Consider the following 25,562-nt stretch of genomic DNA (forward strand, 5'->3'; position numbering starts at 1 on the left):
CTGCGGTCTCACGTCTGCCGTGTGCCGTCAGCGGGGTGCCACGGCTCCGGAGTCCGGGGACTGTTGGAGTCCTGACGCGTCGACCGCCTCGAAGTCCGAACCCTTGAAGCCCTTGAGCGCGTTGAGCTGGTCATTGTCCCAGCCGGGGTTCTCCTCGCCGGTGAGGTACCAGGCCGACCCGTTGTCGGCGACGATGGCCCCGTACTTCTTGAGCGCCTCGGCGACGGCCAGGGCCTGAGGGCCCAGGGCCGAGGTGTCCACCGAGCTCTTGAGCCGCAGCCGCAGTCCCATGGGCGGCAGCGAGTCGTCCGCCGCGGCACCCGCCTGGTGCCTTGCCGGCCAGACGTAGCTCTGATCCGTGCGGGGCACGGTCATCCGGATCGCGTGGTCGACCAGTCCGCCCGCGGCCTCGTCGTAGCGGACCAGCCCCGGCAGGATGGCGAGGCCGGCGGCATCGGCCGAGGTCCAGTCGGCGGGCCGCAGTTCGTGGCTGCGCAGGTCGAAGACCGCGCCCGAGCCGGCGTGCCAGGCGTTGTCGCCCTGCTGCGTTGCGTTCCAGAGCTCGTAGGACTTGCACAGGGCGCGGTCCCAGACGACGACGTGGCGGTCCCCGGTGCTCGCCGGACCGTTCTCGATCGCGGCGTTCTGCGGGATCCGGTACCCGGACGTGTCGCTCTCCTCGGCGATGTCCAGCGAGACCTTGGATTCCGGCACCGTCGTGTCCGAGACGGTGATGGGAATGCCGAAGGGCTGACCGTCGACGAGCCCCGCCCCGAAGTCCGGGTGCAGGGGCTCAGCAGCGCCGATCGAGGCGACGTACCGGGCCGAGTCGGGGTGCACGGGAAGCGTGTCCACGGGAGCGTGCCAGAAGCTGTCCGGCGGAGCCGTCCGGCAGGACCCGTCCTGCGGGCCGGCGGCAACCAGACACGTGGCGGCAACGGCGGCGACAACGGTGGCGACTACGGGCATCCGACGCCTTGAGCGGAGGGCGGCTCCGTGTTTCGCGGCTCCGTGTTTCGTTGCCATGGCCTCACCTCTCAGTGAACCCTTCCAGCGTAGGCACGTTCCGGCCCCCGTGCTCTGCCGCTCGCTCGTGGGGCCCCGCGTGCGGAGCCTCCGGCGGGGCGGGCGGCAGGCGGGCCCGGCGGCGCGTGTCGCGCTCCTGGCGCCCCACGCGTGCTCCCGGTTGCCCGTTGTGGCCCAGAAAACGTTCTGCGTTCAATGAGATGGGCCGCGACCGAGCGCCCATTCCGCGAGATACCGCCACCCAGGAGCACGACGCATGCCAGGAACGCGGACGCACGAAGCCGACCACACCGAGGGCCGTGGCGGGCACGCCCCGCCGGAACCCCTGACCCTTCGGAAAGCCCCTTGCCCGGGCGGGGCGGATTTCGACGCACGCTCAGCGGAGTTCATGACCCGGTTCGGCCTGGGCGGGGGGCCGGAGCGCAGCGCGCGGATGAGCGCGGGGCTGAACCGGATCGCGGTGAGGATCGCACCGTACGCCGACCCGTTCGCGGCCCAGTTGCTCAGCGACCTCGCCGTGTGGGTGTTCGCCTTCGACGACCACTGCGACGAGGACCTTCCGAGTCTCACCCCGACGCAGATGCTCAGGATGGTCACCCGCCTCCAGCGGACGATCGAGGCCCCCGGGGTTCCCCTCGGCGAAGACCCCTTCGGCCTGGCCCTGCGCGACATCCGGCTGCGCCTGGATGCGATCGCGACCCCGGTTCAGGTCAGGAGGTGGGTCGACGCGATGCGCGGCTACTTCCTTGCCGAGGCAGCCACCGGCGCTGCCCCGACGGCGCCGGGAAGTCCGCAGGAGGTGAGCGACTACCTGCTCACCCGCCTGCACTCCGGAGCGGCCCTGGCCGTACCCGTGATCCTGGACGCGGTCGGTGCCGGGCTGCCCGCCCCGCTGTGGGAGGACCCGCGGATCCGCGCGCTGACCGAGATGGCGGCGGGGATCGTCGTGGTCGACACCGACATCCACTCCTTCGCGAAGGAGAGCCAACGCGGCAGCCGCAGCGGCAACTTGATCGCCGTCCTGGAAGGCCCGCACAGACCTGGACCCGGGCAGGGCCCGCAAGCCGCCTCCGCGCTCCGGGACTCGATCACGCGCCGGTTCCTGCACCTGGGGGAGCAGACCGCGAAGGCCACGGCAGACCCGCGGATCCAGCGGTATCTGGACGCGCTCACCCAGTACGTCTGCGGCGTACGGGACTGGTGCGCGGCGACCTCCCGCTACCACCCCGAGCAACCGGACGGCGATCGCCACCAGCCCCGAGGAGCCGGAGCCGCTTGCGGCCCACCGGACGACACCCCCCTCACACCCCCGCCGATCGCATCGATCGCATGGTGGTGGGCCGTCGACGGCGCCCCGCCGGCGTCTCCCTGAGCCGCGCCCGGCCCCCGGCGAACCGCGCCCCCGGCCCGCCCCGGTACGGTCCGATGCCGGGGCTCCGTCCTCAACCGCCGCTGCCGCGCCAGATGTTGTCGAAGGCCGCATTCTCGATGGCCCGGCGTTGGCGTACGCCCGCCAGCTCCACCAATGCGTCGTTGACGGCGGCCAGGACCGTCGCGACGGTGTCGTCGGCCACGTCCCGAGCGCCTGCGGCCCGGTCGCCGCCGCCCCCGAGCGCCTCCGCCAGGAGCACGAGCACGGGTTCCTTCGACCGCCACCGCTCCTCGGCCTGCCGCCGGGCAGCCGAATCGGCCGGCACCAGCTCACCGGCCCGGAGGGAGAACCCGCGCCGGCGTCGGCGTACGAGCTGTCCTTCCTCCTCGAGCGCGGCCTGATAGCTCGCGGACAGCCCGAGCCCCCTGCGCCACAGCCAGTCGGCGACGGACTCGTAGGGCTCCTCCCGGACGAGCGACGCCACTGCCGCGTCCAGCAGGGGATCACCCAGCGCCGCCCGCTCGCCGGGCACGATGTGCTCGCCGTCCAGCACGATGGCCCGGGCGGCGAGGAGATCGACCACCTCGGCCCCCGCGAGCGCGAGCGACAGGTCACCCTGTTCGACGGCCCGACCGGACTCCGGGTCCATGGCAATGATCAACAAGTCCCGCGGTGTGGTCATCAAGGGCTCCTCTCAACCGTGCAGGCAGGGCGTTGCCCCCTACGGAAGCAGCTCCAAGGTGATGTGAGGGGACAGCGCGCGCAGGAAGTCGGGCGCGTCGAAGATCTCGCCCGCGGAGGCGACGCCGACCGTGCGGGTGCGCCCGGTCAGGACCCGGTCCAGGGCCTCGACGACGAGGGGGGCCGTGACGGCGTAGATGTCCTGCCCGCGGGCCACGGCGCGGCGTTCGGCGCCGCCCGAGCGGACGACCGCGTCGACGAGGAAGGTCTGGTCGGACCGTCCGCTGTCGTCGGTCGCGGCCGGCGCCGGGGTGCCGGGGGCCGCGATGTCGCGGACCGCCTCGACCGTCATGTAGGTGGTCACGTCCGGGATCGACAGGTGGCTGGGCACGGTCACCACGTCGGCCATCGTGAACTCCCCGATCACCTGCCGGGGCCCCATCGGCTCGGGGAACCGCCACTCCAGGGTCGGCGCGGCGTCGGTGCGGTACTCCCACTGCCCGCCCGCGTAGCGCATGCGCCGCTCGCCGCGCCGCTCCCGCGAGACCGCGCCCGAAAGCCGGGTCCCGGCGGTGGGGTGCCAGCTGCTCAGGGCGTACGCGATGTGCGCCTCCTCGGCCTCGGTCCAGTCGCCCATCGCCGCGGTGGCCAGCAGGTCGCCCAGGCCGCCGAAGAAGGCCATCGCCGGCACGATCACCGCCCCGGCCTCCCGCGCCCGGTCGGCGAAGTGCGCGAAGGTGTCGATGTTGGCCTCGAGCTCGGCGGCCACGTCCAGGTACGGGATCCCGGCCCGCAGGGCCGCCTCGATCACGGGGCCGGTCGTCGAGGCGAAGGGCCCCGCGGCGTTGATCACGGCAGCCGCGCCGGCCAGCGCGCGGTCCAGCGCATCGGGGTCGCCCACCGTCGCAGGCCGGGCCTCCAGACCGGTCTCGTAGGCCAGCGCCTTCAGCTTCTCGCCGTCGCGGCCGGAGAGCACCGGCACGAACCCGCGCTCCACCAGCTCCGCCACCACGAACCGCCCGGTGTGCCCGTACGCCCCGAACACCGTCACCATCTGGCCTGATCCCATGGTCCCGCTCCCCGTCAATCGCCCGTACCCGGATGACCCGCCGCAGGCCCTCGAGGCCCGCCGCGCTCTGTCGTGAACATCCTGTCGCGGAACTCCGCCCGCACACCACTGTCCGGAACGACATGACCCGTACACTTCCGGACATGACCACCGTCGCGCTGGCCGTCACCGACGGCATGCTGCACTTCGAGCTGTCCCTGGCCTGCGAGGTCTTCGGCTCCGACCTGACCCACCTCGTGGACCCCTGGTACGACTTCTCGCTCTGCGGACCGGGCGCCGTACGGATCGACCGCTTCAGCCTGGAACCCGACCACGGACTCGACCACCTCGCGCGAGCGGACACCGTGATCGTCCCCGGCTGGGCCGACGTCGACCGGGACCCGCCGGCCGAGTTGGTCGACGCGGTACGCGCAGCCCACCGGGCCGGTGCGCGCGTGGCCTCCCTGTGTACGGGCGCCTTCGTCCTGGCCGCCGCCGGCCTGCTGGACGGCAAACGCGCGACCACGCACTGGGCGCACACCGAAGAACTGGCCAGGCGCCACCCCCTCGTCACCGTGGACCCCGATGTCCTCTACGTGGACAACGGCAGCGTGCTGACCTCCGCCGGCAAGGCCGCCGCCATGGACCTGTGCCTGCACCTGGTGCGCCTCGACCACGGCTCCGCCGTCGCCAACAAGATCGCCCGCCGCCTGGTCGTACCGCCGCACCGCGACGGCGGCCAGGCCCAGTTCGTCACCACCCCCGTGCCCGCCCCGGGCAACCACCCGCTCGCTGACCTCTTCCCCTGGGCGCTGCAACGCCTCGACGAGCCGCTCACCGTGGAGGACCTGGCCCGCCGGGCCCGGATGAGCTCGCGCCACCTGGGCCGCCACTTCAAGTCGGTGACCGGCACCACCCCGTTGCAGTGGCTGCTCACCCAGCGCATCCGCCGCGCGCAGGAATTGCTGGAGACCACCGACGACACCGTCGACAGCATCGCGACGGCCACCGGCATGGGCACCTCCACCACCCTGCGCCGCCACTTCGCCCGCACGGTGGGCGTCCCGCCGGACGCCTACCGTCGTACTTTCCGCTCGCGGACCGCTCCGGCCCTGACGACGGCGTAGGCCCCACCGACCCCGACCGGCCTCGCGGATCCCCGTACCTTTTCCCGCGCGTTTCCCCGTACGGTTTCCCCCACATCGATCGATTGCTTTCATGAGATTCCGGCACACCGTTGACGTCGTCGAGGGGCCCTCCCTAGATTCGCCGCATGGCGACCCCCGAGGCCTTCCGCGTGGCTACCGAAACCCGTTCCCCAGCACCCTCCGCCTGGTGGCGTAGTGCCGCGATCTACCAGATCTATCCGCGCAGTTTCGCGGACGGCAACGGCGACGGGATCGGTGACCTGGCCGGGATCCGTGCGCGCCTTCCGTACCTGCGACGGCTCGGCGTGGACGCGGTGTGGATCAGTCCGTGGTACCCGTCCCCGATGGCCGACGGCGGATACGACATTGCCGACTACCGGGACATCGACCCGATGTTCGGCACCCTGGCAGAGGCCGAGGCACTGCTGTCCGAGGCACACGACGTGGGCATCCGGGTCATCGTCGACATCGTTCCCAACCACTGCTCGGACCAGCACCCCTGGTTCCGCGCGGCCGTCGAGGCCGGCCCCGGCTCGTCCGAACGCGCGCGCTTCTGGTTCCGCCCCGGTCGCGGCGAGCACGGCGAACTGCCGCCCAACAACTGGCAGTCCGTCTTCGGCGGCCCCGGCTGGCGGCAGGTGACCGAGGCCGACGGCACGCCCGGCGAGTGGTACTTGCACCGGTTCGCTCCCGAACAGCCCGACTTCAACTGGGAAAACCCCGAGGTCCGCGCGGAGTTCGAGTCGATCCTGCGGTTCTGGCTCGACCGGGGCGTGGACGGCTTCCGCATCGACGTCGCCGACAACCTGGTCAAGGACCCGGAGCTGCCCGACCACGAGGACGGTCCCAGCCCTTGGGCCGACCAGGACGGCGTCCACGACATCTACCGCGCCTGGCACAAGGTCCTCGACGCCTACGCCCACGAACCGGTCTTCGTGGGCGAGGTGTGGACCTCCGACCCGGAGCGCTTCGCCCGATACCTGCGCCCCGACGAACTGCACACGGCGTTCAACTTCCCCTTCCTCCAAAGCCCGTGGGACGCGACCGCGTTGCGCACGGTCATCGATTCCACACTCGCCGAGCACGCCCCGGTCGGCGCCGCCGCCACCTGGGTCCTCTCGAACCACGACACCACCCGCCACGTCACCCGCTACGGGCGCCCCGACACCTCGTACGCGCTCGACGGCCGCCGCGTACACGGCGTCCCCGCCGACCTGGGCCTCGGGCGGCGCCGGGCCCGGGCCGCGGCCCTGCTGACCATGGCCCTGCCCGGCTGCGTCTACGTCTACCAGGGCGACGAGCTGGGCCTCGAGGAGATCGAGGACATCCCGCCGGCGCTCCGCCAGGACCCGACGTTCTTCCAGACCGGAGGCGAGGACCTCGGCCGGGACGGCTGCCGGGTACCCCTCCCGTGGGGAGACGAGGCACCGGACGCGCGGAGCTGGCTGCCCCGGCCGGCCGAATGGGCCGCCCGGAGCGTGCGCGAGCAGAGCGCGGACCCGGACTCGATGCTCGGCTTCTACCGCCGGGCACTGGCGCTGCGGTCCGCCCGGCCGGCCCTGCTCGACGGAGGATTCACCTGGCTGCCCGCCCGGCCGGGCGTGCTCGCCTTCGCCCGCACCGCGGCCGGGTCCTCCGTGCGCTGCCTGGTGAACCTCTCGGACAGCCCGGTTCCGCTGCCGGAGCACACCGAGGTCCTGATCGCGAGCGGCCTCGTGGAGAACGGCGCACTGCCCCGGGACACCGCGGTCTGGCTGCGCTGAAGGAGCTGCCGTGCCGGCTGGTTGCGCCGCTACGGGGAAGGCGGGCCGGGCCGCCTGGCCGCCTTCCCGTGCCCGCCCGTACGGGCCGCCCTGCGCGGCAGGGTGGCGGCCGCCAGCGGCAGGGTGAGGGCCAGGAGACAGCTCGCGACCACGAAGGCCGCCGAGGTCGCGGCGACGGTGATGACGCCCGCCTCGTCTGCGGAGTTCTCGTTCGCTGCCAGCGCGACGGCCCCCGCCGCCGCGAGCCCGACCGCTCCGCCCAGTTGCCGGATGCTCTGGCGCAGGACGGAGGCGTCCGCCCTCTTGTCCGGGGGAACCACGCGCATGAGTTCGGCGCTCAGGGCGGGGACCGGCAGGCCCATCCCGACGCCCGCGAGGAGCATCGCGGGGACCTGCCACGGGTACGCGTGCGACGGCAGGACGGCCGTCCAGGCCACCGCGCCGACGGTGGCCGCCGTCAGGCCGAGCAGGACGGGCACCCGGACCGAGCGGCAGCGGTCCAGCAGGTACCCGGAGAGGAAGGTTCCCGCCGCGGAGGCCGCGACCAGGGGAAGCAGGGCGGTCCCGGTGGCGAGGAGCGAGAAGCCCATGTTCTGGCGCAGGTACACCGTGCCGTGCACCAGCAGGATCAGCTGGGGTCCCTGCACCAGGAAGGTGAGCGCCACGGCCACGGCGTACGGGCGGATGCACAGGAGCCGCAGATCGAGAAGGGGCCGGCGGGACATCAGGATGAGCCGCACCGCCACGACCATCGCCCCGGCGCCGATCGTGAGCGCGGTGAGCGTTCTGACGTCGGTGAAGCCCCAGACACCGCACTGGTAGAGCCCGAGGATGAGCACCACGAGGGAGAAGATCACCACGAGGGGCTGCACCACGGACAGCGAGCCGCCGCCCGGCCGGTTGCTCAGCCGCGCCCGGGCGATCATCCACAGGCACGCGGCGCCGACGGGCAGGTTGACGAGGAAGACGGAGCGCCAGCCGAGGAGTTGGGTGAGCACCGCGCCCACGATCGGGCCGAGGACGAGGAAGAGCTGTGCCAGACCGGCGTACACGGCCAGGGCCCTGCCCCGGGCCCGTTCCTCGTACACGTCCGTGATCACGGACGTGGCCACCGGCATCATCAGCGCGCCACCGACGCCCTGTACGGCCCGCACCGCGACCAGGTACGGCTCGGCGGCGTCGCCCGGCGGGGCGAGCGCGCAGAGCCCCGACGCGAGGGCGAAGACGGCGGTGCCGGCCCGGAAGGTGGTCAGCCGGCCGATCCTGCGGGCCAGCATGCCTCCGACCGGTACGAACGCGGCCAGTGCGAGGACGTAGACGAGCACCACGCCGTGCATCATGAAGGTGGTGAGCCGGAGGCTGCGCGCCATCGGATCGAGGGCGACCGCGACGACGGTCTGGTCCAGACTGACCATCCCCGCGGCGCAGCCGACGGCCGCGACGACGTAGCGCCTGCGGGGCGGAGGCGGTCCTTCAGGCAAGGGCCGCAGTTGCGGAGTCGACTCCTGCTCCCGACGGGTCGAGCACCCCCGGCACACGGGGTGGGGCGGGCTGTGGGCCTGGTCCCGGGGCGGTCGGGCGGATCGCGCGGCCAGGTTCCCGCGCCCGCCCAGTATGGGGCGGATGCGCCCGATCCGGCGTGGACCGGAGCACCGGGCGTGGCGGCAGGGCCGGTACCGCGTCGCTCCGAGCCCCCGGCTAGGACCAGATGCCGCCGAGCAGGAGCCGCAGTTGGCCGGCGAGCCGGGTGGCGTCGATCGCTTCGGCGGAGGTCAGCGAGAGGCGCGCGAAGTGTTCCGCGGAGGCGACCAGGGCGTGGGCGAGGACCTCGGGGTCCGGTGCGGGCCCTGCCGTGGCCGGAGCGGACTCGATCCATGCGGCGACCCGGCGCCGGAACCGCTCCCGGTCCGCCTCGATGCGCGCGTGGACGGCCGGGGGAGTGGTCGCCGGGGTCAGCAGGATCAGGCGCCAGGTGTCCGGGTCCTCCCGCAGCATGGCCGCCATCCGGTGTACCGCCTCGCAGGCGAAGTCGACCGGGTCGCGGGTGCGCAGGGCGTCGGGAACGCTCGCGAGCAGGCGGGTGAACGCGCGCTCCTGCTGCCGGTCGAGGAGGGTGAGCAGCAGGTCGTCGAGATCGTCGAAGGCCCCGTAGACCACGGAGCGGGCGACCTGCGCCCGCTTGGCGATCGCGTCGATCGACACCCGGCCGTAGCCGTCGCTCACGATCACGGCGAGGGCCGCGTCGAGCAGTTGCTCACGGCGCTCGGCGATCGGGACGCGCGGAGCGTAGGGGCGCCGCCTGCGCGGCCTGTCGGTGGGAGACGTCGGTGTCGACACCTTGGCATCTTACGACAGTCGTGTCTTAATTTAAGACAGTCCTGTCTTATTGGGGGGAGCGGTACGCACCCGCTGCCAGGAACACGAGGGAGCGGCCTGATGGCCCGACGACACGGCAAAGAGGTCGAACCGCACACGGACTACGGGTTCTTCGGTCCCGGATCGGTGGTCTGGAAGGTGTGGAGCTATCCGACGGCGTCCACGGTGGGCTTCCAGCGCTCCGTCGTCGTGGAGGAGCTCGACCCGCCCCTGGTGGCCGCGGTCCACGGCACCCAGGGCATCTACGAACGCACCCGCACCCGCTACGACCGCACGCTGCGCTACTTCGCCATGGTGGCCTTCGCCGGCTCGGACCAGGTGTGCAAGGCGGCGGACATCCTGGTGAAGGTCCACTCGAAGGCCATCGGCCACCTGCCGTACGGAGAGGGCACCTACGACGCCAACGACCCCGCCTCGCAGTTGTGGATACAGCTCACCGGCTGGCACTCCATCCTCTACGCCTACGAGAAGTACGGGCCCGGCAAGCTCACCGCCGAGGAGGAGAAGGAGTACTGGGAGTCCTGCGCCCTCGCCGCGGAGCTCCAGACCTGCTCGCCCGACGACGTCCCGCGGGACCGCGCGGGCATCCGGGCGTACTTCGAGCGCATGCGCCCGCAGCTGGAGGCCAGTCCGATCGCGCGGCAGGCCATGAACCACCTACTCGACACCAACCTCGTCCTCCCGCCGACCCCGTGGTGGATGAAGCCCGCCCGGATGGTCGTGGCGCGGACGCAACGGATCGCCACCATCGCCACCATGCCGCGCTGGATGCGGGAGATGGCGCAGATCCGGCAGTCGCGCCTCCTGGACGTGCTCGTCGTCCCGGTCATGCGGACGTCCTTCGCGCTCGCCCACCTCAGCCCCAGGGTCGAGCTGTTCCTACTGGGGATGCTCTCCCCCTCCACGGTCAAGGTGGTCGCGCCCATCAAGCTCGGCGTCCCTCCCCGCACCCAGGAGGTCCTCACCCCCGAACAGGCCCGCACCCGGCACGGCTACGTGAAGCCCGCCGAGGCGCACGCCGAGTTCAGGGCGCGCCAGGCGGTACGCGTCTTCGGCGACGGGAAGCCTCCGAGCGACCAGGGACTCATCGAATCCCAGGAGGTGCTCGGCCCGCTGGCCTGACGCGCTTGCCCCGGCCGGCTCCGAAAGAGCCGGCCTAGTCGGGGAACCGGCCGCAGAGCCAGTTGCCCGGTTCCGCCGGGTCGTCGCTCATCCAGAACTGCTGCCACAGCAGGGCGAATTCCTCGCGGCTGAGGTGCCCGTCGCCGTTCAGGTCGAGCAGTTCGAAGATGCCCGTCATGTCCACGGGCTGCCCGTTCCAGGTCTCGACGAGCCGGTGGTGTTCCTCCGGCGAGATCCGGCCGTCGCCGTTGGAATCCACGGCCGCGAACACGGTGTCGGCGGTCGCGGTGACCTCCGCGACCATCGCGGGCAGCCTGTCGACGAGGGAGAGCAGCTCACCCATGTCGACCGCACCGTCCCCGTTCGCGTCCCCCGCTTCGAGCAGGGCCGCCCACCAGCCCATCAGCAGCGCCTCCATGCGTACGCGCAGCTCCGTCCCGGGGCCCACTCCGGGGAGCCTGCTCCAGCGGTCGACGAGTGCCGCGAAGTCCTCCTCGCGCAGGTAGCCGTCGCCGTCCGCGTCGAACGCGGTGAAGATCCCCCTGAGCTTTCGCTCCTGAAACGCGCTGGCCATGACCGGCCTCCCTCGTCGCGGAACCGAACCACCCACCACCGCCGCGGACTTGCCCGACCCGTGACGGACAGCGCGTAACTCTAGGTCGAGGCGCGCCCCCGCCTCCACGGGCACATGTGGGCGAACGGTCCCCCTCAGGGGTGCGCGGCCTGGTCGTCGAGGGGGACGCCCAGTCCGTCGGCCAGGGCGGTGAGGGTCGTTCCCAGCGGGAGTGCGACCCGGGTGACGGCGTGGCGGTCGCCGCGGGTCGGGTCCCGGTTGACGATCAGTACGGGCTTCCCGGCCCGGGCCGCCTGACGGACGAACCGGAGCCCGGACATCACCGTCAGCGAGGAGCCCAGGACCAGCAGCGAGGTGGCCGCGTCGACCAGTTCGCGGCAGTGGCCGACCCGCTCCGGCGGCACGCTCTCGCCGAAGAACACCACGTCCGGTTTGAGGATGCCGCCGCACGCCGCGCAGGGCGCCGGGCGGAAGTCGCGGACCTGGTCGTCGGTGAGGTCGGCGTCGCCGTCCGGGTTCAGTGCGGCGGGCGTCGGCTCGAAGCCCGTGTTGGCCTCCTCCATTCGCCGGGCGAGTTCCTGCCGGGTGCTGAGGGCGCCACAGGAGAGGCAGACGATCCGGTTCAGGCTTCCGTGGAGTTCCACCACCCCCTCGCTGCCGGCGGCCTGGTGCAATCCGTCGACGTTCTGGGTGATCACGCCCGCGAGGATCCCGGCTCGCCCGAAGGCCGCGACGGCCCGGTGTCCGGCGTTGGGCGCGGCGCGCCCGAACGTGCGCCAGCCGAGGTGGCCGCGCGCCCAGTACCGGCGCCGGGCCTGAGCGCTGGCCGTGAACTCCTGGTAGGTCATGGGCGTGTGCCTGCGCAGGCTGCCGCGCTCACCCCGGTAGTCGGGGATGCCCGACTCCGTGGACATCCCGGCCCCGCTGAGCACCAGCACCCCGCCGGCCCGCAGCGCGTCGGCGACCGGCCCCGGGTCCGTGGTGCCGGGAGGCAGATCCGCGGTCGGGGTCCAGCTCAAAGTGGGACGCGTACGCATGCCGCCAGCGTACGGAAGCCCCCGAGCCGCCGCCCCGATGGCCTTGCCGTGCAGGCGATAACGATGTTATTTTCCCATCACGAGGTTTTTTCGCGAGGGTAGCGGGGGTTGTCATGGACAGCGCGCACGTCACGATCCTGGACGACGGCAGGGAAACCGTCGTAGCCGCACAGACGGGCCCGTCGGGCCGTTTCCTCCTGGCCCCCGAGGCGGTCGAAGAGGCCCTCGGCTGGGCCCGCAAGCCGCACGGATGGTGCCGCGGCGACCTGTGCGTACCCGCCTCCGCCGCCGCCCGGGCCGAACACCACGGTCTGCTCGACCCGGTGGCGTTCGCCGAGATCCTCGACCGCCCGGTGGCGACCGACAGTGGGGTGATCGCCCTCGGAGTCTCCGCGCAGGAACGCTCACAGGCCCTCGCCGGCGCCACCGCCCCCGACTTCACCCTCCCCGACGTCAACGGTGTGCCGCACGCGCTGAGCGACCTTCGCGGCCGCAAGGTCGCCCTGGTCTTCTGGGGCTCGTGGTGCGGCTGCCGCTACGACCTCCCCGAATGGGAGCGCCGCCACGTCGCACTCGCCGAGCACGGATTCAGCGTCCTCAGCGTCGCCGTGGACCGCCGCGTCGCCGACGCCGCGCCGTGGATCGCCGAGGCCGCGGTGACCCACCCCGCACTGATCGACACCGACGGCGTCGTGTCCGACCTCTACGACGTCCTGAACGTCCCGACCGTCCTGTGGATCGACGAAGAGGGGAAGGTGGCCCGTCCCCACGACACCCAGTTCGCGACCGACCTGTTCCGCGAACTGTCGGGCCTGGACTCCGGCGCGGCGCTGGCCGCACTCGACCGCTGGGTCCTCACCGGCGACAGCGGTCTGTCCGACGAGGACGTCACCCGGCACACCCGCCGCGCCACGGCCACCCAGCAGTCGGCCCGCACCGAAGCGGCCCTGGCCCTGTGGCTCCACCGGGGCGGCCGCGCGACAGAAGCCGAAGCGCACTTCGCACGCGCCGAGCAGCTCGCCCCGGAGGACCTGACGATCTGGCGCGGAACCATGCCCCTGCGCGGCCTGGACCCGATGGGCGACGAGTACTTCGCCAAGCGCACCGCGCTCACCGAAGCGGGCATCCCGATCTACCGCCCCCTCGGTGACTGGCAGCCGGCATGAGCGGCGACCTCTACGCCCGCACCCAGGTCGAAGGCCAGGAAGCGCTGCGCGCCGCCCTCCTCGACCTGGCCGCCCAGCTCCTCGCCGCGGAGGGCCCGGCCGCCCTGACCATGCGGCGCATCGCCACCGCGGCCGGCTGCTCGACCACGGTCCTCTACCGCCACTTCGGCGCGAAGGACGGCATCGCCGAGGCCCTGTACCAGGAGGGCTTCGACCGCCTGCGCCGCAGTCTGGAGGCCGTTCCCCCGTCGGCCGACCCGCCCACCCACCTGGCCGACCTGGGCCGCGCCTACCGCGAGAACGCCCTGACCGAACGCAACCTCTACCAGGTCATGTTCGCCGGCCTCATCCCCGGCTTCACCCCCACTCCCGAGGCCCGCGCGGTCGCCGCCGCCAGCCTGGAGGTCCTCCGAGAAGCCGTACGAGCCTGCGTGGCGACCGGCGTCTTCCGGCCGGACGTGGACGTCGACGAGGTCACGGACATCATCTGGGCGGCCGCCCACGGTTCCATCACGCTGGAACTCGCCGGCCACTTCACGGCCCACACGGCGGAGCACCGCTACCGGACGCTCACCAGGGCCGCAGTGGACGCATTCCTGCAGGTACCCGGGCCGTGACGCCGAAGTTCACCGAGCCGCTGCGGCCGCCCGATCCCGAACCTCCCGCCGTCGACGCCTTCCTCACGGCCGTGGACCGCGCGATGAACAGCAACACCCTGCTGCTCACGGCCGACTGCGACGTGCCCGTCACGGCCGGAAACCGCCAGGACGTCCTGCACGCCTTCCTGCGCAGCCCACTGTTCGAGCAGCTGATGCGCGCCGCCGACGCACGCCGCGACTGGCACAACCTGAGCGACGCGTACGACGGCGAGACCCTCGACGGCGAGCCCTTCGGCCGTCCCCTCCTGCGCACGGGCTTCCGCGCCACGCTCACTCCGATCGAACCTGCGGACTTCGCGGCGCGGCTGCGCTGGATGCTCCTGGAGGCGTTCAGTCCCCACGGCCGCCACCATCCGGAGGCCGACGCCGAAGGGCTGGTGCGCGCCTTCACCCGGGAACTGTTCGGTGCGGACGACGGCCCGGCGTGGTCCTGCGCCGCCGTCAGCCCCGACTTCCTGCGCTCCACCTGCTATTACACGGACGAGGAACCGCTGTGGCCGGTGTACTTCGACGGCGGCGGCTCCGACACCGCCACGTTCGTACACCGGAACCACACGTTCCACCTGCTGCTGACGAACGGCTCGCCATGAGCGAGCGTCAGGTGCCCGTCCGGCGGGGGATCCGGCCATGCCCGCATCCCGGGCCTCCCCGCACGCGTACCGTGGTGGTACGACCCGCCGGGAGGAACAGCCGATGAGCGCGCAGCCCGACCACGCCACCGTCACGCCGTACGCCCCCGCTCCGGGAGCCCCGGCCGAACTCCTCGGTCGGCTCCGTGCCGACCGTAGGGCCCCGCAGTGGGTGCCGGCCTTCGAGCGGGAGTGGACCGCCGCGCTGGAGGAGTCCCGCGGCACGTTCTCCCTCGGTGCGCTGTACGAGACCCTCCAGATCTGGCAGGCCCGCCTCGCCTCCGCTCCGGAAGTCGACGCGTTCGTCGCTTCCGGCTACGACGACAGCACCTTCGTGGAGACGGCCGTGCCGCGGAGCAGGCGCCGGTGACCGGACAGCCGTACGCGATCCGATTCTCCGGGCCGGCCGCAAAGGTGCTCGACAGCCTGCCCGAGGACGCCGAGATCGCGGTCTGGGACGTCCTGGACGCCGCCGTGGCCGACCCCTGGGGATTCAGCCAGTGGAACCCCGACGACCCCGAGGGACAGGACGTGCGGCTGGCCTCCGTCGGCCGGCTGTCGCTCACGTACTGGATCAACCGGCCCCTGCACCGCCTGTCCGTCCTGAACATCCTGTGGCTGGGCTGAAGGCCTGCGCACGGGGCACGTTTCAGACCGCCGGAGGGTTGAGGCGGGCGAAGCCCTCCTGTCGGTGGTACGGAAAATAGGGGTAGGGGGCCGTCCGGCTGCTCGCCGCGTCGAGCTTCGCCATCTGCTCGGGGGTGAGCGTCCAGCCCACGGCGCCGAGGTTCTGGCGCAGCTGCTCCTCGTTGCGGGCGCCGATGATGACGGAGGACACGGTCGGCCGCTGGAGCAGCCACCGCAGGGCGATCTGGGGGACGGCCCTCCCCGTCTCCCCGGCGACCTCGTCCAGGGCGTCGACCACGCGGTAGAGGTACTCCTCCTCCACCGGCGGGCCGTAGTCGGCGGTGTCGTGCAGCCTGCTCCCGGCCGGCAGTGGCTGACCGCGGCGGATCCGGCCCGTGAGCCGGCCCCAGCCGAGCGGGCTCCAGGCGATCGCGCCGAGCCCCTGGTCGAGTCCGAGGGGCATGAGCTCCCACTCGTAGTCGCGGCCGACGAGGGAGTAGTGGACCTGATGGGCGACGTAGCGCGGGCGGCCGTGCCGGTCGGCCGCGGCGAGGGACTTCATCGCCTGCCATCCGGAGAAGTTGGAGATGCCGGTGTAGCGGATCTTTCCCGCCCGGACCAGGTCGTCCAGGGTGGACAGCACCTCCTCGACGGGAGTGCCGGCGTCGAAGGCGTGCAGCTGGAAGAGGTCGATGTGGTCGGTGTCCAGGCGGCGCAGCGCGTCGTCGACGGACGTGATCAGCCGGGACCGGGAGGTCCCCGCCCCGCCCGGGCCGTCGCCCATGGGCAGACCGGCCTTGGTGGAGATGAGCACCTGGTCCCGGCGCCCTTTGAGCGCGGCTCCCAGGACCTCTTCCGAGGCGCCGGCGGAGTAGACGTCGGCGGTGTCGAACATCGTGACCCCGGCGTCGATGCAGATGTCCACGAGGCGGCGCGCCTGCTGCACGCCGGTGTCGCCCCAGGCGCCGAAGAGCGGCCCCTGCCCGCCGAAGGTGCCCGCTCCGAAGCTCAGTTCCGGCACCAGAAGCCCGGACGTCCCCAGCCGCCTGTACTCCATGACGCATCCCCTCATCACCCGCGGCTCCACCTAATGGGGCTGCGGTTCCGTTAAGATGGCTCGAGCGTACCAAGTCCGCACACTTAATGGAACTGGAGTCCCGTTATGGAGTTCGCCGAAGCAGGGCCGGACCGGGTGGCCGGACCGGCCGAACCGGGGGCCGGGCCGGGGAGCGCGCGGCCCGGAGGGCGTACGGCTCGGGTGCGGGAGGCGGTGCTCCGGGCCGCCGAGGACGTCCTGGCCGAGCGGGGTTTCGCGCACCTGGACCTCGCCGACATCGCGCGGCGCGCGGACGTGGGGAAGACGACCGTCTACCGCCGCTGGGGCACCGTCGCCGGCCTCATGGCCGACCTGCTGCTGGACATGGCGCAACAGTCCGTTCCGCGGGCGGAGACGGGCTCGCTCCTCGGGGACCTGACGGCCAACGCCCGGCTGGTGTGCCGCACCCTGGCCGACCCCCGGCAAGGGGCCCTGTTCAAGGCGGTGATCGCGGCCGCCACCTGCGACCCGAAGGCGGCGGAATCCCTGCACGGCTTCTACGCCGTGCGCGTCGAGGAGTGGGCGCAGTGCGTCCGGGAGGCCGAAGCCCGCGGAGAGGTGCCCGGAGGTACCGACCCGCACGAGGTGATCCGTGCGGTGTCCGCCCCGCTCTACTACCGCCTCCTGACCACGACCCTCCCGCTCGACGACGCCGAGGCCGACCGCTCCGCGGCCGCAGCGGCGACGGCCGCGCGCGCCGGGGTGTACGTACGGAAGGTGTAGTGGCTCCCCGGCGCGGGCGCGCGTGAAGGCGGGCGCCGCGGTCCGAGTGCAGGTCGGCCGCGGCCCGGGGCAGGTTATGGGTAGATTGCCTGATGTGGGGAAAGTGCTCGACAACCGCGCACGGCCGCATAGAGTCCCAGCTCAGGAAGCCGGTTCCCGCAGCTGCGGGAACGAACCGGGGAACGCTGGGTCCGGCCTCCTCGACGGCGCTCGGTCACAATGAAGTGCTGGGCGGTGCGGTGGCCGAGAACGGAGAGGATCTGATGAGCGGGGCCGACGAGGGACGGCAGTGGCCGGACGAGATCAGCGTCGACAACGCGAGGACGACGCTCCTGCAACTCCTCGCGCGCGCAGGGGTCCCCTCCGATGACGCGCGCGAACTGATCGGCCTGCTGGAGGCGGGAGCGCTGGCGCTCGCGTACGAGGAACTGAGCGGCCGGGACCGGAGTGCGCCGGGGGACAAGGGCGAGCCGTACGAGTCGGGGTGGCTCGATGGCGCCGGGGACCTGCTGGAGGAGCTGGGCGCCGTCACCGAGCGGACCCTGCTCCGGGTGGTCAGCCCGGAGGGGGACGAGGACGCGGCCGGCCACCGCCCGCGGGCCAGGCGCATGGAGGTGGAACGGACGCAGGTGGCGCTCACGCCCCTGTACCTGTCGTTCACCGAGGTCTCGGAACTGGATCCGGAGGCGACCGAGGAGGTGCTCACCGCCGTCCTCGCCACGATGAGCCCGCGGCAGCGCGCCCGGTACGCCGGGCGACTGACGGAGTTCACCGCGGACCACCGGGCCCGGCTGGGGCGGCTGTTCGCCACGTTCGGAGCGGGCAGCGCCATCACGGTGCACGGCCGCTTCTCGCTCGTCCACTCCGCTACGAGCATCGCCGTACTCGAGAGGCTCGCCGCCGAGCCGCAGGCGCTGCGGGAGGAGTGGGACGCGGCGGAGCTGCCGCCCGCGTGGCTGGACGGGCTCACGACGGCCTGGGACGCCGCGGCCTGAGCCCCCGTCGGATCGCCGTGGTCCGAGCCCCGTCGGTCGCCGTGGCCCGACCCCGTCCGATCGGTTCGACCGGCCTTGATCCGTTCTCTTGACCCGATGCGGCCGTTCGATCAAGATCCCCGCATGACCCTTCCCGGACTGCCCCGCGAAGACCGCGAGTCGAGCCCGTACACCGGCTACACCCGCGCGCATTGGGAGGCGGTGGCCGACGGGCTGCTGCGGGCGGCCCGGCGGTGGGCCACGCCGCGCGGGGCCCTGCTCGACCTGCCGGGACGGCCGTCGGCCTCGGGCGTGCGCTCCGACGGGCTCGAAGGCTACGCACGCACCTTCCTCGCCGCGGCCTTCCGGGTGTCCGGGGCCGGGGGAGCGGACCCGTACGGCTGGCTGGAGCGGTACGCGGACGGGCTGGCGGCGGGCACCCGGACGCCGGGCCGCGACGATGCGGAGTCCTGGCCGGTCATCCGCGACGTACACACGGGCGGCCAGCCGATGGTCGAATCGGCGTCGGTGGCCCTCGGGCTCCGGCTGACCCGGCCGTGGCTGTGGGACCGCCTCGACAGTGCGGTGCAGGACCGCGCCGAGGAGTGGCTGCGCGGAGCCCTGCGCCATGTGCCCAGCCCCAACAACTGGTACCTCTTCCCGTACACCGTGGCCGGCTTCCTGGAATCCGTGGGCCGCGGCGACGCCGAGACGGCCAGGGCCCGCAGCCGGGCCCTGGACCTCCTGGAAGGCTGGTACGGCGGCCAGGGCTGGTACGCCGACGGCGACGGCAGGGCCTTCGACCACTACAACGGCTGGGCGCTGCACCTGTATCCGGTGCTCGACGCCCACCTCGACGCCCACCTCGACGCCCAACTCGGCGTCCCCCTCGACGCCCAACCCGGCGACCCCCTCCCCGCCCGCCTCAAGGCCCCCCTCCCCGCCGTGCCGGACCGGTCGGCCCCGCACGGCGACCGCCTGCGGGCCCACTTGGACAGCTTCTCCCTCCTCTTCGGGGCGGACGGGGCGCCGATCCACTTCGGGCGCTCCCTCACCTACCGCTTCGCCGCCGCAACCGCCGTCGGCCTCGGCGCGGTCACAGGCCACACCCCGCTCACCCCCGGCACCTCGCGGCGCCTGATCAGTGGCTCGCTGCGCTACTTCCTGGACCGGGGCGCCATCGGCGCCGACGGTCTGCTGGGCCTCGGCTGGCACGGCCCGCACGGGGCGACCTTGCAACGCTATTCGGGTCCGGCCTCGCCGTACTGGGCCTCCAAGGCCTTCGTCTGCCTGCTCGCCCCGGCGACGCACCCGCTGTGGACGGCGACGGAGGAAGCCGCACCCAGCGAAGGTCCCGACCAGGTGCTCGCCCTGGCCGCGCCCGGGCTGCTCATCCAGACCACCCGCGCCGACGGGCTCGTACGACTGCACAACCACGGGAGCGACCACGTCGGGCCGGACCAGCCGGAAGCGGCCCGCGACGAGGAACCGCTCTACTCCCGCCAGGCCTACTCCACCCGCAGCGGCCCCACCGCGAGCGCCAACACCCCGGACAACCACCTCGCCGTCGTCGTTGCGGGCGCCCGCAGTGTCCGGCGACGCATCCACCCGCTGGGTACCGGCCAGGGCAGCGGCTGGGGCTGGGCCGCATCCTGGCACCGGCCGGTCTTCCCGGACGGCCCGCCCACCGTCCCGGGCCTGCGCGTGGAGAGCGTCACCTTCGTCCGCGGCCCGCACGAACTGCGCGTGCACCGGGTGTACGGAGCTCCGTACGGAGCCCGCGTGGAACAGACGGGCTGGGCCACGGGGCCCGAGGAGCCACTGCGTTCGGAGCTCCACCCGCTGCACGGCTGGGAGGAGCGGGACGAGGCGAGGGCGCCGGCCGGGACCGCCTTCACACGGTGGGCGAGCGTGCCCCGCCTGACGGCCGAGGGCGGAGGAACACGCCTCTACGCGGCGCTGGTCGCGCTCACCGGCGAAACCGGTCCGGAGCCGATGACCGAGATGGTCACCGGGGTGACGGCCGACCGAGGTTCCATCGAGGTGGGATGGACCCAGGACGGGTCACTGACCCGGATCGCCTTCGAGCCCCTCCGCGTGGAGCACCTGCCGCCCGCCGCCGGGTAGGGCCGCAGGCCCCGCCCCTCTCCTCGTGTCTCCTCGTGCCGACGTCACTGGTCCTGGATGCGCCGGAAGGGCCGGTCCGCCTCCAGCTCGAACGCGATCTCCAGCAGCTTCCGCTCACCGCCGGGGCGCGCGGCGAACATGACGCCGACGGGGAGGCCGTCCGGCGTCGCGCTCGCGGAGGGCACCGAGATCGACGGGGTGCCGACGACGTTGTCGACCGGGGTGAACGCCACGTACGCGAGGATCCGCTCGATCAGCTTCGCGTAGGGAACGGTCGGGCTGAGGTGGCCGATCGGCGGCGTCGTGTGCGCGAGTACCGGCGACATCACGAGGTCGAGCCCGCGGAAGGACGCCGCGTAGGCTTCCTTCGTACGCTTCAACCGCCGCAGTACGCCGGGCGTCCGCCGCCAGTTCCGCACGTACTCCTCGCGCAACCCCCGGCTGAGGCCGTCCATGCGGTGCCGGTCGAAGTCCGTGCCGAGGGTCCGGCCCGTGACGCCGAGGAGGAAGGACAGCATCCCCCAGTAGGTGAGGAAGTCGTCGGTGAAGCTCGGATCCATACCCAACTCCACCGGCTCCACGGTGTGTCCGAGACGTTCGAGCGTCGCCACGGTGTCCTTGACCGCCGCCCGGGTGGAGGCGTCGGAGTGCACACCGTTCGGCGAGTCCAGGACGAACCCGATGCGCAACCGTCGCGCCGAGGGTCCTTCGACCAGACCCACGGGCGGCAGTCCGGGACTCCGGCGGTACGTTTCCGCGGCAGCGAGGAACGCGGCGGCGTCCCGCACGGAACGGCTCACGACTCCGTCGGAGATGATGTCGAGCGGCAGTTGGCGGCCCAGGGCACTCGCCACGACCCGTCCGCGACTCGGCTTCAGGCCGACGAGTCCGCAGCAGGCCGCGGGTATGCGGATCGAGCCACCGCCGTCGTTGGCGTGCGCGATCGGTACGGCGCCGGCAGCGACCAAGGCCGCGCTGCCGCCCGAGGAACCGCCCGCCGAGTAGTCCGTGTGCCAGGGGTTGCGCACCGGCTCCGCACCGTCGTACTCCGTGGTCGGGCTGAACCCGAACTCGGGCAGCCGGGTCTTGCCCAGCACCGTGACGCCGCTGCTCAGGAGCTGCCGGGTGAACGGCGCGTGCTGCTTGGCGGCCCGCGGCCGGAAGGAGGCGCTGCCGTGGCCCGTCGGCAGCCCCTGGTAGTCGGTGTTGTCCTTGACGAAGGTCGGTACCCCGGCGAAGGCGCCCGCTCCGGCGGCGTGCGCCGGGCCGTCGAGGTGCGCCGGGCCGTCGACGTGCACCTGGACCGCACCCAGTCGTGCGTCGACCGTCCGCACCCGCTCCCGGGCGTCCCGGGCGGCCTCGGCGGGGGAGACCTCGCCCCGCCGGATCGCCGCGGCGAGACCGACGGCGTCGTGCTCTCCCAGGGCGTCGTCCCGGAACGCGTGCACGATCGTCGGTTCGTCGAAAGTCGTCACCGCTGCCTCAGCCTCCGCCGTGTGGATGGTCGCCCGCCATCATTGCCTACCGCCAAGTAACACGCGAGGACTTCTCCGGCCGAACATCATTTATGCTTCATGGCGGCCGCGGGGCGGTGGCTCGTCGCTGTCCGCGGCACCTACGGAACGGCCGGTCGGCTCGTCGAGGAGGATGTCCTGCGTCCAGGCCCAGGCCCGGACGAGGACCAATTGACGCTGATCATGAAGATCCGAAGATCACGGGGAATCGAGCGACCGCCGACACGCGTCTCAGTGGGGTGGGGGCGCCCGGCCCACGCGCCCGCGAACAGAAGACCCCCAGGGAGAAGTGAGGAATGCCAGTGATCTGCGTCGGAGGCATGATCGGAATCGGCAAGACCAGCGTGGCCGAGCTGCTCGCCAAGGAGCTGGGCAGCGAAGTCTTCTACGAGAGCGTGGAAGACAATCCGATCCTCCCGCTCTTCTACACGGCGAGCCCCGAGGAGATCGAGGCGAAGCGCTACCCCTTCCTCCTCCAGCTGTACTTCCTGCAGACGCGGTTCGCCGCGATCAAGGAGGCGTACAAGCAGGGCGACAACGTCCTCGACCGGTCCATCTACGAGGACTGGTACTTCGCCAAGGTCAATCACGACCTCGGCCGGATCAGCTCCCTCGAGATGCAGGTGTACGAGGGGCTGCTGGGCGAGATGATGCGCGAGATCGACGGCCTGCCGTACCGCAAGGCGCCCGATCTCATGGTGTACCTCAAGGCGGACTTCGAGACGGTGCTGCACCGCATCGGGCTGCGGGGTCGCGATTTCGAGCAGGACGAGAGCCTCGTCGAGTACTACCGGACGCTGTGGGCCGGCTATGACGACTGGGTGAACAAGCACTACTCGGCCAGCGAGGTCCTCGTCATCGACATGAACCACACGGATGTGGTGCACAACCCGGACGACGCGGCCCGCGTGGCGCGCGAGGTCAGGGACGCCCTGGCGGCGGGCCGGCTCCGGGGCTGACGGCGTCGCGACCATGGCGGGCACCTCTTCGGCCGGGCGGGCGATGCCGCCGGGCCGGACCAGTCCATCGCCTGGGGGTTCGGGATGATCGGGGTCCGGTTCCCGGCGGCCGCGACCGGCGACGGGATCGGCGACGGGATCGGCCGCCGGCGCCGGGACCACGCACTCCGACGGTCCGCGATATCGCCATGTTTGCGACATAGTCTCGCCCCACGGGCTGGACGAGCACACTGAAGGACGCCGCTCGCGCCGGCCTGCGCATCGAGCGGACCAGGCTCGAACCGGTGGTCACCCTGCGCGCGACGGCGGGCCTGGCACTCTCGGGATCCGTCGCGTTGTGGCTGTTCGGCGGGACCGCGGCCGCGGGCGCCGCCTTCGGCGCCCTGCTGGGCGGGATCGCGGTGTTCCAGCGCAGTTGGCGGCCCGACCCCGTGCTCCCGATGATCTCCGCGCTGACCCTCGGCGTCACGAGCTTCCTGAGCCACCTCACCGGCGGCCACCTCCCCCTCTTCCTCCTCCTGGTCGCCCTGTGGACCTTCCTGGGAGGCATGGCCTGGTCGCTGGGCGTCAACGCGGGCAGCCTCGGCACGACCAATGCCGCGGTGATGCTGGTGACCGTGACCCTGCCGGCCACCGTCACCAGTCCCTGGGGCAGGCCGCGCTGATGACCGCCGGCGGACTCGTGCAGGCGGCCCCGGTGGTGCTCTTCCCCATCCGCCGCTGGGGGCGGCACCGCGACGCGCTCGCCGACACGCTGGCCGCCGAGGCCGACTACGCCCGTCGGGTGTGCGAGGACCCCGCCGACCCGTTCACCCCGGGCCCCTTCGCCCGGGCTCGGGAAGCGGCCTCGCTCAGCCCCCGCCCGATGCGCCGCCGCCCGGCCCAGCTGCACGGCGCTCGGGGCCTGGCCGAGCGGATGCGCCCGGCCCTCGCGTCGCTCGCCGACCCCGCCGACCCCGCCGACCCCGCCGTCACCGGCGGCGCCCAGGACGGCCCCGCCCGCGCCCGGGCCCACGAACTGCTCGCCGCGGCGGCCGCGATCCTGGACACGGCGGCCGACGCGATCCGCCGCGGCCGCCCCGCGGAACTCCCGCCCAAGGCCCTCGCCGCCATCGAGATCCCCCCCGGGCGGCCCCGCACTCACCGGCGCGGCCGAGCAGTCGGCCACCCTGCTGCGCGCCCTGCTGCGCGACGTGGCCGAGACGGCACGCAGCGACGACGGCGGCCGGGCCGGCGAGAACCGAAAAGCGGACCTCAGCTACGCCGCCACCGTCGTACGCCACTATGCCGAGCCCACCCGGCAGAGCGCCCGCGAGACCCGCGAAGCCGTCCTGTCCGCCCGCGTCTCCGTCCTCGCCTGGCGCAACGCCGTGGCCCTCGCCGAGAAGGAACCCGTACCCCAACGCGGGCTCTCCCGCACCACGGAGGCCGGAGCCGAACAGGTCCTCGCCGAATTCGCCCATGTCACCATGCTCTTGGAAGCCCACCTGCCGGCCCCGGCAGCCCCGTGCTCCCCTCGGCGGCCGCCCTGGCGCCGCCCTGCAGCAGTCGGCCGAGGACGCGGACCGTGCGGTACGGGACCACCGCGTCCCCACCTGGGAACCGGTGCGCACCGCACTCGACACCTGGCACGACGAGGCCCCCGGAGGCGAGGCGGACCGCATGCTGCACCGCGCCGGAGTGCTCCTCCTCGCCGCCCTGGAGAAACTCTCCACCGCCCTGGAATACGCCTCACCCCCCATGACCACCACCGGCGCAGCACCCCGAGCACAGCTGCCGGCATGACGGCCCGCACCTCCCAACGCCGTTGGTCCTAGGCCTGGTCCTAGGCCTCCGGACCGTTACGGGTTCCTCGTGGTCGACGTACGGTCGTCGTCATGGATACGACGGGCATTCTCGATGAGGCGCTTCAGCGATTGCACGGTTCCGGCCCCGAGCGGCTCGGGCGGCTGACCAATCACGCGCCGATGGCCGTCGAGGCCCTTTCCGTTCACGGGCAGGCGGGATCGGTGCACCGCTGGCTCGATCTCTACGCGCGAAAGCTGGAGGAGTTCCCGTCGCGCGTCGAGCCGGTCACGGCCGCCAACTGGCAGGCCGCGCTCGGTGACCCGCGCCGCTCCGCCGACTGGATCGGCCACTTCGAGCGCGAGATCGCCGAGCGTCCCTGGCGCGACGTGCTGGCGCAGTGGTGGCCGCGCCTCCTCCCCGGCATGTACGGCGGCTCGACGCATCCGCTGATCCGAGTGGGCCACGCCGTACGCACCCTCCTGGCCGGCGAGAGCAACGAACCGCGTCTGGCCGAACTCGCCCACGGCCTCGGCTACTGGGCCGCCCGCCACCACCCCGTCGCGGAGCTCGCCGCGCTGCCCGGCGCCAACAGTGCGGCCGCCGCCCTCAACGCGGTGCCGCCCATCGCCGAGCGGCAAGGCACCTTCCCCGACCGCCTCGCTCGAGTCACGGGCCTGCCGGTGTGGGCGGCCACGAGCACGGACCCCGAACAGGCACGCCTGCACCTCGTCGAGTTGGTGCGGGCGGCCACCCACCGCTACGCCACCCACGGCCACGGCGACGAAGTCATGCTGGTCCACGCCGCCACGGCCCCCAACGCCGTGCTGCGCACCCTGCCCGCCCTCCCACCCACGCTGTGGGCACCCAGTCTGCGAGCCGCCTGGACGGCCTCCGCAGCCGTCACCGCGATGTACGCACCCGACACGCCGGTCGTGTTCACCCCGCCGGGCATCCTCACCCCCGACGAGGTCTTCGAACGGGCCCGGGCACACGGCGACGAACACGTCATCAAACTCACCGACACGGCGCTCGACATCGGCGACGAAGCAGCCCTCACGGCAGCCCTGCGTTCCATGGAGCTGAGCGAACCCCTGCGCTAGGGCCTGTCGTCAAACTCCCGAGGCCGCCCTTCGGGCGACGACGGGAGTTTGAC

Annotated in this window: 25 protein-coding genes; 16 read left to right on the forward strand and 9 right to left on the reverse strand. The window is 72.6% G+C overall.

The window, feature by feature from the left end; all coding sequences use genetic code 11:
- Positions 1-27: 27 nt before the first annotated feature.
- Positions 28-969, reverse strand: a complete 942-nt coding sequence (locus ACFVX6_RS20520) for a hypothetical protein (protein WP_389693361.1) — start codon at positions 967-969, stop codon at positions 28-30.
- Positions 970-1,414: 445 nt separating this feature from the next.
- Here ACFVX6_RS20520 and ACFVX6_RS20525 point away from each other — a divergent pair, with 445 nt between their 5' ends.
- Positions 1,415-2,398 carry a hypothetical protein gene (locus ACFVX6_RS20525; RefSeq protein WP_389693363.1) on the forward strand — a complete coding sequence of 328 codons (984 nt, stop codon included), beginning with the start codon at positions 1,415-1,417 and terminating at the stop codon, positions 2,396-2,398.
- Between the two features lie 70 nt (positions 2,399-2,468).
- Here ACFVX6_RS20525 and ACFVX6_RS20530 read toward each other — a convergent pair whose 3' ends face one another.
- Both ACFVX6_RS20530 and ACFVX6_RS20535 read right to left on the reverse strand, forming a co-directional pair.
- Positions 2,469-3,080 (reverse strand): GPP34 family phosphoprotein, encoded by a 612-nt coding sequence (locus ACFVX6_RS20530; RefSeq protein ID WP_389693365.1) that lies wholly within the window; start codon positions 3,078-3,080, stop codon positions 2,469-2,471.
- Positions 3,081-3,119: 39 nt separating this feature from the next.
- Positions 3,120-4,148, reverse strand: a complete 1,029-nt coding sequence (locus tag ACFVX6_RS20535; RefSeq protein WP_389693367.1) for a saccharopine dehydrogenase NADP-binding domain-containing protein — start codon at positions 4,146-4,148, stop codon at positions 3,120-3,122.
- 143 nt (positions 4,149-4,291) lie between these two features.
- Here ACFVX6_RS20535 and ACFVX6_RS20540 point away from each other — a divergent pair, with 143 nt between their 5' ends.
- Both ACFVX6_RS20540 and ACFVX6_RS20545 read left to right on the forward strand, forming a co-directional pair.
- Positions 4,292-5,254, forward strand: a complete 963-nt coding sequence (locus ACFVX6_RS20540; protein WP_389693369.1) for a helix-turn-helix domain-containing protein — start codon at positions 4,292-4,294, stop codon at positions 5,252-5,254.
- Between the two features lie 146 nt (positions 5,255-5,400).
- Positions 5,401-7,038: a glycoside hydrolase family 13 protein gene (locus ACFVX6_RS20545; RefSeq protein WP_389693371.1), complete on the forward strand. Its 1,638-nt coding sequence runs from the start codon at positions 5,401-5,403 to the stop codon at positions 7,036-7,038.
- Between the two features lie 29 nt (positions 7,039-7,067).
- Here ACFVX6_RS20545 and ACFVX6_RS20550 read toward each other — a convergent pair whose 3' ends face one another.
- Both ACFVX6_RS20550 and ACFVX6_RS20555 read right to left on the reverse strand, forming a co-directional pair.
- On the reverse strand, positions 7,068-8,519 hold the full coding sequence (locus tag ACFVX6_RS20550; protein ID WP_389693373.1) for an MFS transporter: 1,452 nt from the start codon (positions 8,517-8,519) through the stop codon (positions 7,068-7,070).
- Between the two features lie 217 nt (positions 8,520-8,736).
- Positions 8,737-9,375: a TetR/AcrR family transcriptional regulator gene (locus ACFVX6_RS20555; RefSeq protein ID WP_389693375.1), complete on the reverse strand. Its 639-nt coding sequence runs from the start codon at positions 9,373-9,375 to the stop codon at positions 8,737-8,739.
- A 99-nt stretch (positions 9,376-9,474) separates the two neighbouring features.
- Here ACFVX6_RS20555 and ACFVX6_RS20560 point away from each other — a divergent pair, with 99 nt between their 5' ends.
- Positions 9,475-10,536: an oxygenase MpaB family protein gene (locus ACFVX6_RS20560; protein WP_389693377.1), complete on the forward strand. Its 1,062-nt coding sequence runs from the start codon at positions 9,475-9,477 to the stop codon at positions 10,534-10,536.
- 34 nt (positions 10,537-10,570) lie between these two features.
- Here the strand turns inward: ACFVX6_RS20560 and ACFVX6_RS20565 are convergent, their stop codons facing one another.
- Both ACFVX6_RS20565 and ACFVX6_RS20570 read right to left on the reverse strand, forming a co-directional pair.
- A complete protein-coding gene (locus ACFVX6_RS20565) occupies positions 10,571-11,110 on the reverse strand; it encodes an EF-hand domain-containing protein (protein WP_389693378.1) in 540 nt (179 codons plus the stop codon).
- A 134-nt stretch (positions 11,111-11,244) separates the two neighbouring features.
- A complete protein-coding gene (locus ACFVX6_RS20570; RefSeq protein ID WP_389693380.1) occupies positions 11,245-12,147 on the reverse strand; it encodes an NAD-dependent protein deacetylase in 903 nt (300 codons plus the stop codon).
- A 113-nt stretch (positions 12,148-12,260) separates the two neighbouring features.
- Between ACFVX6_RS20570 and ACFVX6_RS20575 the strand changes: the two genes are divergently transcribed.
- From ACFVX6_RS20575 to ACFVX6_RS20595, 5 genes are all read left to right on the forward strand, one after another.
- The gene (locus tag ACFVX6_RS20575; protein ID WP_389693382.1) at positions 12,261-13,313 is read left to right on the forward strand and encodes a redoxin domain-containing protein; all 1,053 of its coding nucleotides are present in this window, start codon (positions 12,261-12,263) and stop codon (positions 13,311-13,313) included.
- A complete protein-coding gene (locus tag ACFVX6_RS20580; protein WP_389693384.1) occupies positions 13,310-13,930 on the forward strand; it encodes a TetR/AcrR family transcriptional regulator in 621 nt (206 codons plus the stop codon). Before ACFVX6_RS20575 ends, ACFVX6_RS20580 begins: the two co-directional genes overlap by 4 nt.
- Positions 13,927-14,562 carry a hypothetical protein gene (locus tag ACFVX6_RS20585; RefSeq protein ID WP_389693385.1) on the forward strand — a complete coding sequence of 212 codons (636 nt, stop codon included), beginning with the start codon at positions 13,927-13,929 and terminating at the stop codon, positions 14,560-14,562. Before ACFVX6_RS20580 ends, ACFVX6_RS20585 begins: the two co-directional genes overlap by 4 nt.
- Positions 14,563-14,665: 103 nt before the next feature.
- On the forward strand, positions 14,666-14,971 hold the full coding sequence (locus tag ACFVX6_RS20590; protein ID WP_389693387.1) for a DUF6247 family protein: 306 nt from the start codon (positions 14,666-14,668) through the stop codon (positions 14,969-14,971).
- The gene (locus ACFVX6_RS20595) at positions 14,968-15,228 is read left to right on the forward strand and encodes a hypothetical protein (protein ID WP_389693389.1); all 261 of its coding nucleotides are present in this window, start codon (positions 14,968-14,970) and stop codon (positions 15,226-15,228) included. The genes ACFVX6_RS20590 and ACFVX6_RS20595 overlap by 4 nt, the downstream gene beginning before the upstream one ends.
- Before the next feature lie 22 nt (positions 15,229-15,250).
- On the opposite strand, the gene ACFVX6_RS20600 is transcribed toward ACFVX6_RS20595, so the two are convergent.
- A complete protein-coding gene (locus tag ACFVX6_RS20600) occupies positions 15,251-16,285 on the reverse strand; it encodes an aldo/keto reductase (protein ID WP_389693391.1) in 1,035 nt (344 codons plus the stop codon).
- Positions 16,286-16,390: 105 nt separating this feature from the next.
- Here ACFVX6_RS20600 and ACFVX6_RS20605 point away from each other — a divergent pair, with 105 nt between their 5' ends.
- The 3 genes from ACFVX6_RS20605 to ACFVX6_RS20615 all read left to right on the forward strand — a co-directional run bounded on the left by ACFVX6_RS20605 (position 16,391) and on the right by ACFVX6_RS20615 (position 20,148).
- Complete coding sequence (locus ACFVX6_RS20605; RefSeq protein ID WP_389693393.1) at positions 16,391-17,047, forward strand: TetR/AcrR family transcriptional regulator; 657 nt, start codon at positions 16,391-16,393, stop codon at positions 17,045-17,047.
- 263 nt (positions 17,048-17,310) lie between these two features.
- Complete coding sequence (locus ACFVX6_RS20610; protein WP_389693395.1) at positions 17,311-18,042, forward strand: hypothetical protein; 732 nt, start codon at positions 17,311-17,313, stop codon at positions 18,040-18,042.
- Between the two features lie 123 nt (positions 18,043-18,165).
- Positions 18,166-20,148, forward strand: a complete 1,983-nt coding sequence (locus tag ACFVX6_RS20615) for a DUF2264 domain-containing protein (RefSeq protein ID WP_389693397.1) — start codon at positions 18,166-18,168, stop codon at positions 20,146-20,148.
- A gap of 44 nt (positions 20,149-20,192) precedes the next feature.
- Here ACFVX6_RS20615 and ACFVX6_RS20620 read toward each other — a convergent pair whose 3' ends face one another.
- Positions 20,193-21,623 (reverse strand): amidase, encoded by a 1,431-nt coding sequence (locus ACFVX6_RS20620; protein ID WP_389693399.1) that lies wholly within the window; start codon positions 21,621-21,623, stop codon positions 20,193-20,195.
- Positions 21,624-21,958: 335 nt separating this feature from the next.
- Between ACFVX6_RS20620 and ACFVX6_RS20625 the strand changes: the two genes are divergently transcribed.
- The 4 genes from ACFVX6_RS20625 to ACFVX6_RS20640 all read left to right on the forward strand — a co-directional run bounded on the left by ACFVX6_RS20625 (position 21,959) and on the right by ACFVX6_RS20640 (position 25,509).
- On the forward strand, positions 21,959-22,621 hold the full coding sequence (locus ACFVX6_RS20625) for a deoxynucleoside kinase (RefSeq protein ID WP_389693401.1): 663 nt from the start codon (positions 21,959-21,961) through the stop codon (positions 22,619-22,621).
- 284 nt (positions 22,622-22,905) lie between these two features.
- Complete coding sequence (locus ACFVX6_RS20630) at positions 22,906-23,286, forward strand: hypothetical protein (protein ID WP_389693403.1); 381 nt, start codon at positions 22,906-22,908, stop codon at positions 23,284-23,286.
- Positions 23,287-24,082: 796 nt separating this feature from the next.
- Positions 24,083-24,406 carry a hypothetical protein gene (locus tag ACFVX6_RS20635; RefSeq protein WP_389693405.1) on the forward strand — a complete coding sequence of 108 codons (324 nt, stop codon included), beginning with the start codon at positions 24,083-24,085 and terminating at the stop codon, positions 24,404-24,406.
- A gap of 92 nt (positions 24,407-24,498) precedes the next feature.
- Positions 24,499-25,509 (forward strand): questin oxidase family protein, encoded by a 1,011-nt coding sequence (locus tag ACFVX6_RS20640; protein WP_389693407.1) that lies wholly within the window; start codon positions 24,499-24,501, stop codon positions 25,507-25,509.
- Positions 25,510-25,562 lie beyond the last annotated feature (53 nt).

The organism is Streptomyces sp. NPDC058289 (genome assembly GCF_042880975.1).
Classification (GTDB): Bacteria; Actinomycetota; Actinomycetes; order Streptomycetales; family Streptomycetaceae; genus Streptomyces; species Streptomyces stoeckheimensis.

Coding starts and splice junctions, on each gene's coding strand:
- ACFVX6_RS20615 (WP_389693397.1), top strand. CDS start 18,166: ATGACCCTTCCCGGACTGCCCCGCGAAGACCGCGAGTCGAGCCCGTAC.
- ACFVX6_RS20605 (WP_389693393.1), top strand. CDS start 16,391: ATGGAGTTCGCCGAAGCAGGGCCGGACCGGGTGGCCGGACCGGCCGAA.
- ACFVX6_RS20520 (WP_389693361.1), bottom strand. CDS start 969: ATGCCCGTAGTCGCCACCGTTGTCGCCGCCGTTGCCGCCACGTGTCTG.
- ACFVX6_RS20565 (WP_389693378.1), bottom strand. CDS start 11,110: ATGGCCAGCGCGTTTCAGGAGCGAAAGCTCAGGGGGATCTTCACCGCG.
- ACFVX6_RS20540 (WP_389693369.1), top strand. CDS start 4,292: ATGACCACCGTCGCGCTGGCCGTCACCGACGGCATGCTGCACTTCGAG.
- ACFVX6_RS20545 (WP_389693371.1), top strand. CDS start 5,401: ATGGCGACCCCCGAGGCCTTCCGCGTGGCTACCGAAACCCGTTCCCCA.
- ACFVX6_RS20525 (WP_389693363.1), top strand. CDS start 1,415: ATGACCCGGTTCGGCCTGGGCGGGGGGCCGGAGCGCAGCGCGCGGATG.
- ACFVX6_RS20640 (WP_389693407.1), top strand. CDS start 24,499: ATGGATACGACGGGCATTCTCGATGAGGCGCTTCAGCGATTGCACGGT.
- ACFVX6_RS20530 (WP_389693365.1), bottom strand. CDS start 3,080: ATGACCACACCGCGGGACTTGTTGATCATTGCCATGGACCCGGAGTCC.
- ACFVX6_RS20535 (WP_389693367.1), bottom strand. CDS start 4,148: ATGGGATCAGGCCAGATGGTGACGGTGTTCGGGGCGTACGGGCACACC.
- ACFVX6_RS20580 (WP_389693384.1), top strand. CDS start 13,310: ATGAGCGGCGACCTCTACGCCCGCACCCAGGTCGAAGGCCAGGAAGCG.
- ACFVX6_RS20625 (WP_389693401.1), top strand. CDS start 21,959: ATGCCAGTGATCTGCGTCGGAGGCATGATCGGAATCGGCAAGACCAGC.
- ACFVX6_RS20560 (WP_389693377.1), top strand. CDS start 9,475: ATGGCCCGACGACACGGCAAAGAGGTCGAACCGCACACGGACTACGGG.
- ACFVX6_RS20575 (WP_389693382.1), top strand. CDS start 12,261: ATGGACAGCGCGCACGTCACGATCCTGGACGACGGCAGGGAAACCGTC.
- ACFVX6_RS20635 (WP_389693405.1), top strand. CDS start 24,083: ATGTCACCATGCTCTTGGAAGCCCACCTGCCGGCCCCGGCAGCCCCGT.
- ACFVX6_RS20610 (WP_389693395.1), top strand. CDS start 17,311: ATGAGCGGGGCCGACGAGGGACGGCAGTGGCCGGACGAGATCAGCGTC.
- ACFVX6_RS20590 (WP_389693387.1), top strand. CDS start 14,666: ATGAGCGCGCAGCCCGACCACGCCACCGTCACGCCGTACGCCCCCGCT.
- ACFVX6_RS20600 (WP_389693391.1), bottom strand. CDS start 16,285: ATGGAGTACAGGCGGCTGGGGACGTCCGGGCTTCTGGTGCCGGAACTG.
- ACFVX6_RS20570 (WP_389693380.1), bottom strand. CDS start 12,147: ATGCGTACGCGTCCCACTTTGAGCTGGACCCCGACCGCGGATCTGCCT.